Origin of the sequence: Trichormus variabilis 0441, from assembly GCF_009856605.1 — a bacterium.
GTDB lineage: Bacteria > Cyanobacteriota > Cyanobacteriia > Cyanobacteriales > Nostocaceae > Trichormus > Trichormus variabilis.
Genome location: NZ_CP047242.1, coordinates 594,118 through 609,775, shown reverse-complemented (window position 1 = coordinate 609,775; position 15,658 = coordinate 594,118). Strand labels below are relative to the sequence as shown.

Here is a 15,658-nt window from a genome sequence, read left to right as displayed (position 1 = left end):
TAGGGCGCAGGGAGTAAGCCTACAAAATGCAAAATTAGAGATACTCTCTCAGACGTTCGTCAAGTGCTTAGTTGAACTGCACTTAGCGTATGGCTCATTCCCTGTTGTGTAAGCGTTATTTTATACGAGATATATGAGTATTTTTAAACTTTTTTTTCTAGATTAAAAGCCTGATATGCCTTATCAGACAATCGTTTCTGGAAGATACGTGCCAAATGTATTTTTAGATACACTCTTTTTTATACAAATTCAAAGGTTTTTCCCATAAAGCCCTAAATATCATTGTAGATTAAAAAAAATACATAAAGAGTATATGATAACTTTACTTTTCTCTCAGCCTAAAAACTGAACCTAATAGGTTTTTTTATCTTTTCTTAATTATTGAGACTATCAATTAAGTTAACAACTAAAACCAGTAATATTTCCCTAGTAATCGTCTTATTTACAGAACAAGATTGAATTACAACAAGGTGCATCCCATGAACTAACTAATATTCATAGGGATTTAGATATGACTTCAATAAATTCAAAATCTCCAAAAATTTTTCGTCAAACTAAGCAGAATAAAAAACTGCCAACTTTGAGCAATTTGTTATACATAGGTTTGACCATAACCATCCTACTTTGTACATACGCTACAGCTACAGCTCTTTATCCCTTCCTGATATCTTGTTTATCTGCTGCCAGTGGTAGTAAGTTTGAGTCTACAGCCATACCTTGGTTACATAGTAAATCTGAATGCGAATACACTGGACGTTATTGGCGTGATAATCAATGTTGGGATAGTGAACATCAGCCAATGTTTTGATTGTTGATTTTTCGGGACTTATGTAATTAATACATCAGCTTCAGATATGGGATTTAAATATTATTGGGTGATACGCTAATAGTCTGGAATTGAGAACAATCGGTCTCGCCACAATAAATCCTCGGCTTGCTGCCAGATGTAGTGTTAGCTAATTTAGCTAAAGACGGCAAAGGCTGGACGATCTTTGTTCCAAGGATTAGCAGCTTCTATTTGTGCTGCCAGGCTGATTAAAGTAGCTTCCGCCGCAGGTCTGCCAATTAGCTGAACGCTAATAGGTAAACCGTTACGGTCAAAACCTGCTGGTAAAGCGATCGCCGGTTGTCCGGTAGCATTGGCTAGTGGACAAGGGGCTACCCAGTTAATAATTTGTTGGAATGTATCTTCTGGACTCAAAGCAGCCCATTCCCCAACACGGATAGGTGAGTGCAGGTATACTGGCAATACTAATACGTCTATATTGTCAAAAAATGCCACAATTTGCCGTGCTACTATTTGCATTTTGTAAACGGCTTGGATGTAATCAGCAACAGTACCAGTTCTGGCCAATAACCAACGATTAACTGGCTGTAATATTTCCGGTGGTAAACCTGATCCAGCTACACCAGATTGCCAAACGATTTGGAACGGTTCTACTAACCCACTCAAGTCTAAAGACTTTTGTTCTATATGATGTCCGAGTTGTTCTAATAATTTAACTGTTGTCAACACACCCTGTTGGCAATTAGCGTCTGCTTCACCCAAGGGAGGAATATCCGTGGCAAATGCGATTCGTAACTGAGTGGGTGGTGTTTGTGCGGCGGTTAAAAACGACGGTTCAGGATCTGGTAGCCAATAAGGATCACCCGTCACGTAACCAGACATAGCATCTAATAGGGCGGCTGCGTCGGCAACAGTACGGGCAATTGGCCCATTAGTGGAAATACCCGCCAAGCGATCGCCTACTGGCGCTTTACTAACTCTACCCCTTGCTGGTTTAATGCCTACCACGCCGCAACAAGCCGCAGGCCCCCGAATCGAACCACCACCATCGGAACCTTGGGCGATCGCACATAGACCGGCTGCAACTGCGGCAGCTGCCCCACCACTAGAACCGCCAGGAGTGTATTCTAAGTTCCAAGGATTTCTGGCTGGGACAAATCCCGTAGGTTCTGTGTAGGGAAATGAACCTAGTTCGGATGTAGCTGTTTTACCTAAAATTGTGAATCCAGCTTGTTTAATGCGTGTCACTACCCCGTCATCGAATTCTGGGATGTTGTTTAACAAAGCTGGGTTGCCGTAGGTACAAGGGACACCAGCCACGGCGTTAAGGTCTTTGATGGAAATTGGTACGCCGAAAAATGGAGGCAGTTCTGAGGTTGTTGTGAGTAATTCTGTTTTGGCTTTAGCATCAGCACTAGCCAATTCTGCCGTCACCGTAAAGTAACTTCCCAATTCCGGGTTTAACAGCTCAATCCTTTGTAAATATATTTCCACCAACTCTAACGGCGATACTTCCCGGTGGCGAATCAATTGCGCCAACTCTAGTGCTGGGGTAAAAGCTAAATCAGTTTCATTCATAAAGTCAGAAGAGAAATGCCCGATATTTAACTCAAAAACTGGACTCGTTACTTTAGCAAAATTTCTGGGAAATATAAATCTATCGTTCCTATGATTTAACAATTAAGCAGTTTCACTAGTGCTATTAGACATTTTCTCAAAGTTTAAACAATAGAGGTACTTGGGCTAGTGGTTTTTACTCAGAACTCTTTCATAGTAGTCATGTAATCACTCACACAACAAGGAAGTAAAAATTCCTTTTCCCAGTTCCCAGTCCCTCATCCCCAATTGTTATTTTCACGGTCTTACATAAATTTTTGTTCCATCCCCCAGGGATAGCTATGACAGATTTGGAAATACTTATTAATAATTTGCCAAAAATTGTTTATGGTCTAAGACTTACTTTAGGTAATTCTCAGGAGATCATACAACAAGTTGTCCTGATTAATCAGGCTCAGGAGCAACTGCACAATATTCAACAGGCGATTAGCTATGCACTGGCGGAGGCAATTACTCAACCATTAAGTCTTGCTACCCATAAAGGTACTGCTACCCCGCCTCAGCTGAGTGCTGCAAGATGTTTGTTATTACCTAGTATTTTGCGGGTAGAACCAACTATCACTGGTAACACAAGACTAATTACTGAAAAATTTGGCAATCCCGCCATAGAAATATCTTTAGATACTTTAAAATCGAAAATAAATTACTGGTTAGAGTGGGGGAATTTATTACAAGCGATCGCCGCAGATATTTTAAGCGATTCTCATCTGGTCAATAAAGTCAATGCAGATATTAGTCATCCCAGCTTAAGCACTCATATTGAACATTTAAGCAAGAGTATAGATATCAAGTTAGCTTTTAGTAATCCTAAAATTCTAGAAAAGCAAATTCAGCAAATTATTAACATTGAAGAGGAAGTATTAAAAGCTCAAGACAGACTATTTTATGTTGTCAACACTATTAAAAATAGTCAGGGATTATTAACAATTCTACTGGCAATATCATCATTTTGTGGTCAATCAGGCTTTGCTATAGAATGGTTAGATGATACGCACGAATTAATTATATCTAGTGAAAATAAGTTTCAAGAATTGACTGATATTCTCGATGATTGCGAAAAATTCCAGGATAGACTCACTGCTTTCTTAACCGAATGCCAACAATTAAAAGAGCAGGCACAGAAAAGTTTAACTAATAACAAGTATATAAATCGCCGTACAGAAAAACTAGCTAATAATTTCTCACCAATATTACATACAACTCTATTTATCACATCAAGTTTAGTTATTTTAATCTTTGGTATTGGAATTATCAAAGATAAAATCAATCAACCTCAACACACTACCCAAAATGTTGATCCAGAAACACAAGCTGCCAGTAACTTCAAATCTGCTTTAAAACTGGGAATGGAAGCTTCTTCCATAGCTCAAAATCCGCCCCATCCTGTGACAGTTTGGCAAAAAGCCGCAAGTAAGTGGCAGCAGGCAATAAAATTTTTAAACTTGATTCCCGAAGGAACATCTGTTTCTATAAAGGCACACGATAGACTGATTCGTTACAGACGTAATTATGATGCGATTAATAAAAGAGCAGCATCTGAACAACAAGCGTTAATGAACTTAGAAGCAGCCGAAAAGTTAGCTACAGAAGCTGCGTTTTTTATAAAAAATTCGCCAAATTCATTATTAGCTTGGCAGCAATCAAAAGATAAATGGCTACAGGCTATTACATTATTGGAAGCTATCCCTCGAAATAGCTTTACTTATCAACAGGCTCAAGCTACACTTCCCAACTATAAAACACACTATGCAGCAATTAATGCCATCATTCAAAACAGATTACAGTCTGTAAATTAGATATATGATTTACGCAACTGGCACAATAGTAGGGTGCGTCAGATGTGGAAAATCCTCTAATGTATACGAAATTCTTGGGTCTGACGCACCCAGATTGTCTGTTGAAGCTGAGTATAAGGGGGTAAAGATATAGGTCTGTTGACCGTTGACAGTCAACAGACCTTATTAGTAGTTATGCAATTTAGATGTGTATTAGCTTAACTAATTTCTCCGCTCACTGTTTTATCAGTCTTGCTATAGATACCTCATCTTGATTATTTAACAGAATTAAACTTGAATTGGCGACGGCGTAAGAAAGCCAGAGTTGCTACTGCACCTAAACCCAGAACAGTTGTTGGTTCTGATGTTGTTTTTCTGGCAATGAATTTGAAGTCAGGGCCATGATAGCTACCATGTGCTGTAAGTTTTAAACCACTCAAGCTAGTTACTCCCAATGCGTCGAGACTGATACCTACAGAACCGACAGGTTGAGCGCTAGCAATTTCTTTGGTATTAATGTCGAAGTTTGCGTAAGTAAGATCATTTTTAGTAATGGTGATGAAATTACCAATGGTATTTCCCAGATGATCAATAGCCTGAATACCGATGGAGCTATTCTGACCACGTTCCCAATAGAAGATATTATCAAGTCCTGAGTTATCTTTGATTATTTTATGCTCGAAGAAGATATCAATCTCAAAGGAACCTGTGTCTTCAGTGTCAATAATATTGTTCAGGTTATTGTTACCTAAATATGCAGCAATCTCGGCACCAGTTGGCTCTTCGTTAGTTGGCAGAGGAGCATTGGCACTATCTCCTTTATCAGTGCTAGCGCCGCCTTCATTAACTGGTTTGATAGTTCTAGGAGTATTGAACAATATGTTGGCACTATTTACATACGAGAAATTGCTGAATGTCTTGCCATTTTGAGTAATGGAATTTAAGAAAATATTAGCCTTGGGATTAGTGTTCTGACTGACATTGCTGGTGAAAATAGCTGCTTGAGCAGAATTAGCTGTAGTTAGTATTGTACTGACAAGTAATCCGACAGTTATATATAAGTTTTTAGTTTTCATGGTTTTTACTTTGATTTACTTGCTATGCCATCCATTATGTTCCATGAAAATACTGACAGTGACCCGTAAATATCCTGAAAGTAAGTTTATTTTTTGTGTGAATCTCACTAAGGATTTATCTGATGATGTTTCAATTAACTATGGGGTAAATTATTCTCTATCTCTACAAGTTATTTGAAGTTGCTGTAAGATATAAGCTTTAATTTAGCTTCTTATTAAAAGAGTTTTATAAAGGAACTTAATTGTATCAGAGAAATATTTATGTATTCTTTATCCTACTTGCTTTAAATAAAGAATGTGCAAATGTTAATACATGAAAAATACATAAAAGACTATTGAATTTACTCAATTTATTGATAAGATTTAATGAAAGTTATACTCGTGTCAATCGTTGAGGACTTAAACTCAGTTGCTCTTATCTACCCCCCATTACTATATACAGTCACAAACTTGTGAAATGATGTACTTAACAGGCTGATCGATAAGAGAGGTATCAATGAACTGGATTAAAGTTATTGGCCAAGATGAATTACCACCCAATGGGCGTAAAGTGGTCAAGGTTGAACAACGGAACATCTTGCTACTGAACCATAACAACCAAGTTTTTGCGGTGGAAAATTCTTGCCCCCACTTGAAGCTACCTTTACAAAAGGGCAAAATCACAGATGATGGAGCGATTGTCTGTCCTTTTCACCGTAGCGCCTTTGATCTGACTAGTGGTAATCCCACTGAGTGGACTCCCTTTCCTCCCGGTATTGGGAAAGTCATGGGTATGATTTCTAAAGAAAAGGGGCTATCTGTCTTTCCTACCCGTGTGGAAGAAGGCAGCATTTGGGTAAGTATTTAAGTCTGGTAAAGTAGCGCACTATACTTTATCAAAGAATCAATCATAGGTAATTGGCCTATTACCCATTACCCGTTACCAAATCCCCGCCCTTGTGAGTGGGGATTTAAGCGTTATAATCACCGCCAGAACCGAATTTCCAAGCATCCATTAAACGATGCCAATAGTATTGTTGCGTAGGTGGAAAATTCTTAATCCATATTTCTAGGGTTGGACTTAGTGCAAACAGCGCAGTATAAATGCCTAAGTTGGTGTAATGCACTAGCCAATCTAATAGATTGACTAAACCTACTTGGGGAATTATTTTAGCAACTAATACTGGATGAGATAGGCCAGTCTTTGCTAGTGTTTGTGTCAGTGCTGAAAATTGGACTATATCTTGTAAAAAGGGCTTTAATACGGGTGTTCCGAGTTGTGCCATTTCTTGAAACACCGTTGATAGTAGTTGGTTAATTTGCTCTGGAGCAATATTTTGATTAACACCAACGCTCATGGCTTTTTGAAATAACCAAGTAACACTGAGGCTTGGTTGATATGGTTGCAGTAATGCTAGTGCTGTGGCTGATAATTGCTCAGTTTGCAAGGCTTCCTGGGTACCCAATGTTAAACGTTGCAGGTGACGTAGCATTGCGCCAAAACCGCCAAAACTTAGGGGTGATTGATTACCGCTACTGTCTCCTACTGGTAGGATGCGGTTCCAGGGTGTTTTTAATGGACTTTGGCGATCGCTCGGAAAAAACCCAAACAAGGCTCTTTGAAATTTCAACTGCTGTAATTCTACACCTTGGTATTCTGGTAAGAGACCCAAGTATTCTCCAAACAAGTCTTCTAAGCTCAAGCGTTGGGGATGAGCATCCATGTAGGTGAATAAATATGTTGTTCTACCATCTCTAGCAGGAAAGGCTTCCCAAAAATACTGACATTGGTTTTGCAAAGATGTAAAAGATAAAATTAAATCACCGGCAGAATTTTCACTAAAACCTTGAGCGCAACTACCCACCACCAGACAAAGTGCATCTGGTTTTTTGCCTTGGCGTGCTTGTTTGCTAATGGGAGAAAGGTGTCCCATTGCATCTATCAATAACTTGGCTGTAAATTGCTGATTGACCATTACCCCATCTGGATGAATGACGACTTCACTAAAAGGTGTATGTTCAAATAACTGACCACCAGCATCTAAAAATCTCTGTTTTAAGGTAGCTAGTAAATAAACTGGATCTACGCCAATATTTAAGACATCCTTTACCCAAACTTCTGCACCATCTTTAAATTGGACTCTGGCTGGATTATATTCAGTGGCGATCGCTTTCTTTAACTCCTCTGGTGTCAGCAGATTCAACTCCACAAAGACTTCTAACTCTTTACGGGAGATATTCCACTCTTGTTCCCGTCCCTGCAAAGTACCTCTCTCAAGTAGCGCCACCCGCAATCCCCGTACAGCTAAGGCACAACCAATTAAAATGCCTAATGTACCACCACAAATAATTACATCCCAGTTTACAGTCTCTAAGGTGGCTGGGCTTTCTTTAACTACTGAGGGTGTTGGTGCAGTGTTTTCTCGAATAGATTTGAGGACATCATCAGCACGGCGTAAATTTCCTAGAACGTCTCCTGGTAGTTGGGAGAGAATTTCTTCAGTTAGGGACATGAGTTTGAGTTCCAGCAGAGTTTCTCGTATTGATCCTATCTTTGCTGCACCGTTAGCATCGGCATTTATTTTTAAACCACTTGCACAAGCGTACAGACCGCGTTTTACTCTTTTCCCAGATGGTTGCCACCCTTCAGGTTTTTCGCCGAATGTAGGTAGCAAATCAGAGTCTAAAAAACTTGCCTTACTTGTGTAGCTTTCTTCAGTTTCCTCAAACCTCAGTCCGTACTGTTCGCAGAGTTGAGCGATTCTATCTTTCAACCTAGCAGTAGGAATTTGTACAAATGTTTGATTAGTCTTATTGCCAAGATTAATGTTTTGACGCTGACCTTCATTCCACCCAAAAACGATTGTTCCAATACGATTTTCAAGGCAGTGATTTAATATTATTCGAGCAGTTTTATTAACTGCATCTCGAACTTGTCGATTTCGCTTTTCAGTGATAGCAGCTAACTGCTTAGACCAGAAGCCTTGCGGCTGGTTTTCGTTAAGAACTGAGACTCGTTTGTTATACCATTGATTCAAGCTCTTGAGGTGCAGTCCATCTACAATTAAAGATGTGCCAATATTGCTAACACAGGTTAACCAGTTATTGAGTCCTGGATCTACACCAAGACATTTACCGAAATCCACATCAGATTTAATGGTCGGAAGTTTGTAAACAAGTTCAAGATAGAATTTACCATTTCTAGGCAGAATCCGATACTCTCTAATTTGCTTATGGTCAAGATTCGAGGGCATAGATAAGTAAAATTCGGCTATTCCAAACCATGCTTTAACCTTGCTACCCAACGGAAAACGTAAACCTTGTGGTTTCAGTTTTATAGCTTGAGCCGGATATGTGACCAAACTTAACCCGCCATCTCGATATCCTGGAAGTTTTGGTTTTTGCGTTACAGTACTATTTTTTATCCCTTTTAGCAGTCCCATGAATGATTTGAATGACTCCGCTACACCCATCAAACATTGTTGTGCTGCTTGAGAATACATTGCCGCAAAATGAATATTGTTAGATAGCTCATTATTTAAATCAAATTTGCTAGGAATTTTACCCGTCTTAAAGTAAAGTTGACGCGCATAGTAAGTCCCGCAATTAGAGAGTTTTGTGGCTTCACCACACAAAAACTCTAAGATTGCATGAAGATCATTATCAGGGTTTAATAGTATTTGTTGGCAGCCATACGGCATGAGTCGAATTGTGTAGTTATGTTACCCTCAAAAGGATACCACAGATTTTAAGGTTGACCCGAAGTGAGTAGAGATAGTTTGAGAAAAGGAGCGCACGTAGTTTTTGATATTCATTTACACATGGTTTTTATAACCAAGTTTCGTAGGTTAGTTTTTACAGAGGCGATGCTTGCAGATATGGAGCCTATTTTTGTGCGGGTATTGACGGCTCATCAGTGCATCCTTGAGGAATTCAATGGAGAACCGGATCATGTACATTTGCTTATCAATCTACACCCAGACAACAATATTTCTGATTTAATGGCTTCACTTAAATCTGCTTCTAGCAGAATTTTGAGACAACAATACAAATCAGAAATAGGTAAGTTTTACTGGTCGGAAAAAGTTAAACTATGGCATGATTCTAAATGTGTAGTTTCTTGTGGTGGAGCGCCACTGGAAATAGTCAAAGATTATATTAAAGGGCAGTCGGGTGGAAAAGAATGATTGTCTACTGCGCTCCCCAGACTGCTATCCATCCCCACCGTGTAGACTGATGGGGTTTTCCGCAAATCCTGATAAATTGAATTTTAGGCACTAATGATGGATCGCAAAAAAATTGTGGCAATTATTACAGGGGCTATTTCGATTATTTTAGCGATCGCCTATCTGATCGTTGTCCAAATCTTAGATTACCGCGATATGCAGCCAGCGCCCGTCGGTCAACTCCAACCAGGATCAGTCGTTGTTGCTGATGCTACGCCAACTACACTAAACCAGAACGTAGCGCTACAACAGCAGCTTGTACGCGATCGTCAACCGCTAATTTATTCATAATTCCCCGGACGTGGGTTTTCACAGTATTAGGACTGAGATATAGTTTTTCGGCTATCTCTGGGTTACTCAGTCCTTCTACCATGAGTTTTAATACCTCTAACTCCCGTCCAGATAGATTGGCGGTGTTTCCCTTCGCTGAGGGGGGTTTGAGATGATCAATTACTTGTCGCGCAATCTGGGGATCGAGGTAGGCTGCACCATCGACGGCGGCGGCGATCGCGTTCAATAATCGCTCGATGCTTGCGCCTTTGATACAATAAGCATCTGCACCACTAGAAAGTGCGGCAATAATTTCTGTTTCTGTTTTATGGGATGTCAGCATAACCACATGAGTTTCTGGTAGTGCGGCCTTGATTTGCTGTGTGGTTGCAATCCCATCAAGTCGCGGTAAGCCAATATCCATGACTACCAAATCCGGTTTCAGTGCTAGTGCTGCTTGTACACCTAAATAGCCGTCTTCTGCTTGTCCCACAATCTCTAATTGGGGATGAGCCATTAATGACTGTTCCAACCCCAGTTGCATCATCGGATCATCTTCCACAATCAAAATTCGCAACCGGGGAGCATTACTTGGCAGATTGAGAAAATAGCCGGTATTTGGAGACATTTTTTTGTCAATAGTTAAGAGTCCATAGTCCATAGTCTATAGTTCAGAGTCCAAAACTGTTTTGACTGTTGACTAATGACTAATGACTAACTTTTTATTTTGAATTTTGTTGGCGTAGCCTTCCCGTAGGGTATTTTGAATTTTGAATTGATTCATTCTTCCACGCGATAGCCTAACTCTGCTAGTCTGACACGGGAGTGTCGCCATTTGGGTTGGACTTTGACAAATAGCTCTAGGTAGACTTTACCAGCAATGAGCTTTTGAATTTGTTCACGGGCTGCGCTACCGATAGATTTGAGCATTGAGCCACCTTTCCCGATGAGAATGCCTTTTTGGGAGTCCCGCTCAACGTGGATTGTTGCGAGAACACGGGTAATAGTTGGTGTTTCTTCAACTAAGTCAATGGCGATCGCTACTGAATGAGGTACTTCTTCACGAGTCAACAACAAAATCTGTTCTCTGATTAACTCCCCCATAATGAACCGTTCTGGCTGGTCTGTTACCAAGTCTGGGGGATAATAGTACGGCCCATGCTCTAAATGCTCTACTAATAATTCTTGTAGTTGGGGCAACTCTGCACCAGTCTTAGCCGAGAATTTTACCGTCGGCCATTGATATGCACTTGCTAACTGCTGGTAGCTATCATCTATATTTTGGGAGTCGGAGGGTTGTTGATCTACCTTATTGATACCCAAGATAACTGGGGTTTTGCTATGAATTAGTAAATCGGCAATAAAGCGATCGCCTGCACCACAAGCCACTGTACCATCGACAACAAACAATACTACATCCACTGATTCGATAGCGAGTTTGGCATTTTTTACCAGTACTTCACCTAATTGATGATGGGGTTTGTGAATTCCTGGCGTATCAACAAAGATTAACTGCGCCTCTGGTGTAGTAACAATTCCTCTCAAACGATTGCGTGTTGTCTGGGCTACTGGTGAAGTGATGGCAATTTTTTGTCCTACTAATTGATTCATCAAGGTAGATTTGCCGACATTAGGACGGCCGATAATGCCGATAAACCCTGATTTAAATTCAGGTGGAGCTTGGGGAATTGATACTTCGCCTGACAAGGAGGAGATGTGATTATCAATACTAGCCACTTTTAGTTCCGCCGTCATATTTTCTAGCTGGGATAACTTAGTTTTTTCTTTAGACACATAACCCGCATAAATTCACCCTGGGATTTTCGGGGGAACTGCCTTGCTTTAGTTTAATCTACTACTAAATATATTTAGCTTTAATCTCAAAAAATGAGATATGAATATACAAAAATCTAAAATTATCTTTCCTTTAGGGGATTGCTCTAATTTAACTATTATGCTCTTATCTGCTGTACATTTAATTCTGAGTTTCCTTAACTTGCAATAGGAGAAACATTTATTTCTGCTGAACTTTTTACTAAGTAGAACAGGGTAAATAATTAAATTTTTGTAGTGAAAACTTTAATTCTCAAACAAGGACTAAATTCCTTACTGCGAAGTGAAGCCTAGTATTTTACATCACTTAACATAAGTTGTTTTTCCAAGTCGTTCCACTTATGATTTAAAATCAAACACTTAAAAATATGACATTTATTTCCAATGATAATTGGATCTGATCTATATTTTAAATCAAGTCCTGTAAAATTTATTTTAATTATATTTTAAAAAACTAAAACAAACAAATATTTCTCTACAAATTTATTTCGTAAGACATAATTTATTGAAAAATTTTGATGGATCAATTCATAATAAAACAATATTTTCTTGTAATATCTTTTCTTTCCCGTATTTGTATATTTTAACTTGAAATTAACCATATCACTGAATTTTCTTAACCCTTAGTTATAACTAGTTCAGTTATCCTGATTACGGATAGGCATTATTTCTCATAAATAAGCTCTACCCCGATCAAACATGGCGAGAATATACCGTGCCTTCCTGGCGGGTGGTCTGCTGTTTTAGCCCCTGCTGGGTTTATTTATTTTGGGATATCCGAATAATTAGATTAGCTCCTTTTCCGTAAGCACTTAAATTTAACCCATCATTGCTGCCAAGAATTATTTCAACAGTTTATTGAAAAATCTAGAGAAGAAAATTGCATAGTTTAAAGATATCTTAACTTCTCGTTTACCTATACTTAACTTGAATTAAAGGTAATAAATATAACCTTTTGATTGCTGTGATGAAAGTCGAAAGTAATCGCTACGTTACGAGGTAATATGAATTTTTCCACCACCGTCTTACAGCGTGTATTTACTACTGCTGTGGTAACATCTGCTGTTGTTGTTACTCCTATTTTTACAGCGATCGCTCAAGCTCAAACTCTCAACGGTGCAGGAGCGACTTTTCCGGCTCCACTTTATGAACGGTATGCTCGTGAAGTTAGAAAAAAGCATCCAGAACTGAGAATTAACTATCAAGGAATTGGTAGTGGTGGTGGTATTCGGCAAGTAACAGCCGGAACTGTTGACTTCGGTGGTAGTGATGCGGCAATGACAGATGCTGAAATTGCTAAAGTCAAAAATGGTGTCATCCTTGTTCCCACAGCCGGCGGTGCTGTTTCCGTCGTCTATAACGTTCCGGGTGTCAATAATCTGAGATTATCCCGTACTACACTACCAGCAATTTTTTCTGGTCAAATTACCAACTGGAATGATGCCAAAATTAAAGCTGATAATCCTGGTGTAAATCTGCCAAACCAGCCAATTAGATTTGCTGTGCGTGCGGATAGTAGTGGTACCACATTCATTTTTACAAACCACTTGAGTGCTATTAGTGGTTATTTCAAAGGCAGAATTGGCGCTAATACTGCACCCAAATGGACTTTACCTAATGTCCTCAAAGGTAAAGGAAACCCTGGTGTAGCATCATTAGTGGCTCGTACTCCTGGCTCTATTGGTTATGTTGAATATGCTTATGCAGCCAAAAATAACCTCAAATCAGCGCAGATTCAAAACAAAAAAGGAGAATTTGTAGCCCCTTCTCTCCAATCTGCTAACGCTGCTTTATCAGCTGTCAGTTTCCCAGACAATTTCCGCGTTTTTGTGGGAGATCCAGGACAAGGTTATCCCATTGTGGGACTCACCTGGATGATGGTTTATAGACAATATGCTGATGCGGCTAAGTCTCAAGCCATCAAGAAATGGATCAATTGGGTTCTAAAAGACGGTCAACAATTCAATGATGACCTTAATTACACAAGAATTCCTGATGCTGTAGCTAATCGTGTGTTGCAAACAGTCAATAGCAACGTCAAACCATAGTCAGGAATTTTAATACTGGCTTTTCTCAGTTGGGTGGACTATATGTCCACCCTTACGAGTCCCAAGATATTGATGAATATAATTGCTGAAATTTATATGACAAATTTAGCTCCACCCAATTTTGATCATGAAAATCTCGGATTAACAGCTAACGACGGCAGAAATTTTTTGCTAGACAAAGGATTCACATGGTTAGTTTATACTTTTGCAGCGATCGCCGTTGCTGTGTTATTCGTGATGAGTTGGATCATCTTCCTCGAAGCTAAACCAGCCATTGATAAGTTTGGCATTGGTTTTCTCTGGGGTCAAGATTGGGATACAGCTAATGAGATTTTCGGAGCATTGCCTTATATCTACGGCACTTTGGTGAGTAGCATAATCGCTATTTTCTTCGCAGTCCCTGTGAGTATAGCTGTTGCCTTAGTCACTAGTGAAAACTTCCTACCACCATCTGTACAAACAACTTTAGCGTTTGTTGTAGAGTTAATTGCTGCTATCCCCAGCGTCATTATTGGTTTGTGGGGGATTTTTATTTTCATTCCAGTTTTAGAACCTGTACAAAAGTGGTTAGGAACTAATTTTAAATGGATACCATTATTTAATTCTGAATTTCCAGTTGGCACAAATATGTTAACGGCTGGGATTATTTTAGCCATTATGATTTTGCCAACAATGGCAGCAATTAGCCGTGATGTATTGCGAGCCATCCCTAAAGAATTACGTAGTGCTTCTATGGCTTTGGGTGGTACTCGTTGGGAAACAATTTTTCGGGTATTGTTACCTGCGGGATTTTCGGGAATTGTCAGTGCAGCCATGCTGGCTTTAGGCAGAGCTTTAGGCGAAACAATGGCTGTAACGATGGTGATAGGAAACTCAGCGCAAATTAGTCTTTCCTTACTTGATCCAGCTTATACAATTCCTTCGGTATTAGCTAATGAATTTGCCGAAGCTCAACCTGGATTACACATTGGGGCTTTATGTTATTTGGGATTAGTATTATTTGCTGTCACTTTAGCTGTAAATATTAGCGCTAGGTTATTAGTGCAGTGGGTTGGTAGTAAGAATAAATAGTCAATAGTCAATAGTCAACGATATGACCAGTTCTCAACCGTCAGAAATTGACCAGCTTTTAGCGTCAGAGTTATGTAGTCCTCTACCACCAAGAAGACTTTTCTTTACTTATGTAATGAATGTGATCGCTTTTGCATTCTCTGCATTAGCTTTAATTCCTTTATTTTCGATTCTTTGGGAAATTATTACACGAGGAATCATCGGTTTAAAAGCAGAAATGTTTGTCAAATCTGTCATCGATAACGGATTTGGTAATGCCATTTTAGGAACTATTACAGTTGTTGCTCTTGGTTCTTTATTCAGTATTCCTATAGGGTTGTTTACAGGCATATTTTTAGCAGAATTTGGACAAACTAGTCCGTTAGCTCGCTTTGTCCGCTTTATCGTTAGTATCCTGACTGGTGTTCCCTCAATTGTTGTTGGTATCTTCGCTTATGGTTTAATAGTTTTGGCTACTAAACAATTTAGCGCGATCGCTGGTGGATTCGCCTTAGCCACAATCATGTTACCTATCATCGCCCTGACTACTGAAGAAGCCTTAAAACTCATTCCCATAGACCAACGCCTCGCCTCAGCCGCCTTGGGAGGAACGCGCTTTCAAACTACCATTCGTATCGTTGTTACTGCTGCTATACCCGCAATTACCACAGGTATTTTACTAGCTGTAGCCCGTGCTGCTGGTGAAACAGCACCCCTAATTTTTACAGCCTTATTTAGTCTAGATTGGTCAGCCGGATTACTCGGCCCCACAGCTTCCTTACCAGTCTTAATTTACAACCTTTACAACGACCCTGACCCCCAGAAAAATCAACTCGTCTGGACAACTTCTATCGTTTTACTAGGCTTAGTTTTGAGCTTTAGTTTGCTTTCTCGTTTAGTTACTCGTAAGAAGAAAATTAAATAGAAAATATAACCCACACTCATACAAAATTAATATGAAGCTAAATAGAATGATATGCCGAGAATAATTGAACGC

13 protein-coding genes and 1 pseudogene are annotated in these 15,658 nt (G+C 39.5%); 8 read left to right on the top strand and 6 right to left on the bottom strand.

The genetic code is table 11. From position 1 onward, the window contains the following. Positions 1 to 511 precede the first annotated feature (511 nt). A complete protein-coding gene (locus GSQ19_RS02410) occupies positions 512 to 808 on the top strand; it encodes a hypothetical protein (protein WP_011321195.1) in 297 nt (98 codons plus the stop codon). 153 nt (positions 809 to 961) lie between these two features. Here the strand turns inward: GSQ19_RS02410 and GSQ19_RS02405 are convergent, their stop codons facing one another. After that, a complete protein-coding gene (locus tag GSQ19_RS02405; protein ID WP_011321194.1) occupies positions 962 to 2,365 on the bottom strand; it encodes an amidase in 1,404 nt (467 codons plus the stop codon). A gap of 320 nt (positions 2,366 to 2,685) precedes the next feature. Here GSQ19_RS02405 and GSQ19_RS02400 point away from each other — a divergent pair, with 320 nt between their 5' ends. Continuing rightward, entirely contained in the window at positions 2,686 to 4,200 is a 1,515-nt protein-coding gene (locus tag GSQ19_RS02400) for a hypothetical protein (RefSeq protein ID WP_011321193.1), read from the top strand. Between the two features lie 254 nt (positions 4,201 to 4,454). Here GSQ19_RS02400 and GSQ19_RS02395 read toward each other — a convergent pair whose 3' ends face one another. Next, positions 4,455 to 5,255, bottom strand: coding sequence for an exosortase-dependent surface protein XDP2 (locus GSQ19_RS02395; protein ID WP_011321192.1), 801 nt, complete (start codon positions 5,253 to 5,255; stop codon positions 4,455 to 4,457). A gap of 496 nt (positions 5,256 to 5,751) precedes the next feature. On the opposite strand from GSQ19_RS02395, the gene GSQ19_RS02390 reads away from it, so the two are divergent. Continuing rightward, positions 5,752 to 6,102 carry a Rieske (2Fe-2S) protein gene (locus GSQ19_RS02390; protein WP_011321191.1) on the top strand — a complete coding sequence of 117 codons (351 nt, stop codon included), beginning with the start codon at positions 5,752 to 5,754 and terminating at the stop codon, positions 6,100 to 6,102. A 103-nt stretch (positions 6,103 to 6,205) separates the two neighbouring features. Here GSQ19_RS02390 and GSQ19_RS29945 read toward each other — a convergent pair whose 3' ends face one another. Continuing rightward, positions 6,206 to 7,747, bottom strand: a complete 1,542-nt coding sequence (locus GSQ19_RS29945; RefSeq protein WP_041457042.1) for an NAD(P)/FAD-dependent oxidoreductase — start codon at positions 7,745 to 7,747, stop codon at positions 6,206 to 6,208. 96 nt (positions 7,748 to 7,843) lie between these two features. Next, a pseudogene (locus GSQ19_RS29940) lies at positions 7,844 to 8,935 on the bottom strand (RNA-guided endonuclease InsQ/TnpB family protein); the annotation flags it as partial. A gap of 120 nt (positions 8,936 to 9,055) precedes the next feature. Between GSQ19_RS29940 and tnpA the strand changes: the two are divergent. Next, positions 9,056 to 9,421, top strand: coding sequence for an IS200/IS605 family transposase (gene tnpA / locus GSQ19_RS02380; protein ID WP_235622522.1), 366 nt, complete (start codon positions 9,056 to 9,058; stop codon positions 9,419 to 9,421). A gap of 96 nt (positions 9,422 to 9,517) precedes the next feature. Continuing rightward, positions 9,518 to 9,751 (top strand): hypothetical protein, encoded by a 234-nt coding sequence (locus GSQ19_RS29935; protein WP_104009984.1) that lies wholly within the window; start codon positions 9,518 to 9,520, stop codon positions 9,749 to 9,751. Here GSQ19_RS29935 and GSQ19_RS02370 read toward each other — a convergent pair. Together GSQ19_RS02370 and era are read right to left on the bottom strand one after the other, a co-directional pair. Continuing rightward, positions 9,681 to 10,358, bottom strand: a complete 678-nt coding sequence (locus GSQ19_RS02370) for a response regulator (RefSeq protein WP_041457041.1) — start codon at positions 10,356 to 10,358, stop codon at positions 9,681 to 9,683. The two genes, GSQ19_RS29935 and GSQ19_RS02370, sit on opposite strands and share 71 nt — an antisense overlap. A 152-nt stretch (positions 10,359 to 10,510) precedes the next feature. Further along, positions 10,511 to 11,485 carry a GTPase Era gene (gene era, locus GSQ19_RS02365; RefSeq protein WP_041457040.1) on the bottom strand — a complete coding sequence of 325 codons (975 nt, stop codon included), beginning with the start codon at positions 11,483 to 11,485 and terminating at the stop codon, positions 10,511 to 10,513. Positions 11,486 to 12,567: 1,082 nt separating this feature from the next. Here era and pstS point away from each other — a divergent pair. From pstS to pstA, 3 genes are all read left to right on the top strand, one after another. Further along, positions 12,568 to 13,611 carry a phosphate ABC transporter substrate-binding protein PstS gene (gene pstS, locus GSQ19_RS02360; RefSeq protein WP_011321185.1) on the top strand — a complete coding sequence of 348 codons (1,044 nt, stop codon included), beginning with the start codon at positions 12,568 to 12,570 and terminating at the stop codon, positions 13,609 to 13,611. Positions 13,612 to 13,707: 96 nt separating this feature from the next. Further along, positions 13,708 to 14,682, top strand: coding sequence for a phosphate ABC transporter permease subunit PstC (gene pstC / locus GSQ19_RS02355; protein WP_041457039.1), 975 nt, complete (start codon positions 13,708 to 13,710; stop codon positions 14,680 to 14,682). A 22-nt stretch (positions 14,683 to 14,704) separates the two neighbouring features. Next, the gene (gene pstA, locus GSQ19_RS02350; protein ID WP_011321183.1) at positions 14,705 to 15,586 is read left to right on the top strand and encodes a phosphate ABC transporter permease PstA; all 882 of its coding nucleotides are present in this window, start codon (positions 14,705 to 14,707) and stop codon (positions 15,584 to 15,586) included. Positions 15,587 to 15,658 lie beyond the last annotated feature (72 nt).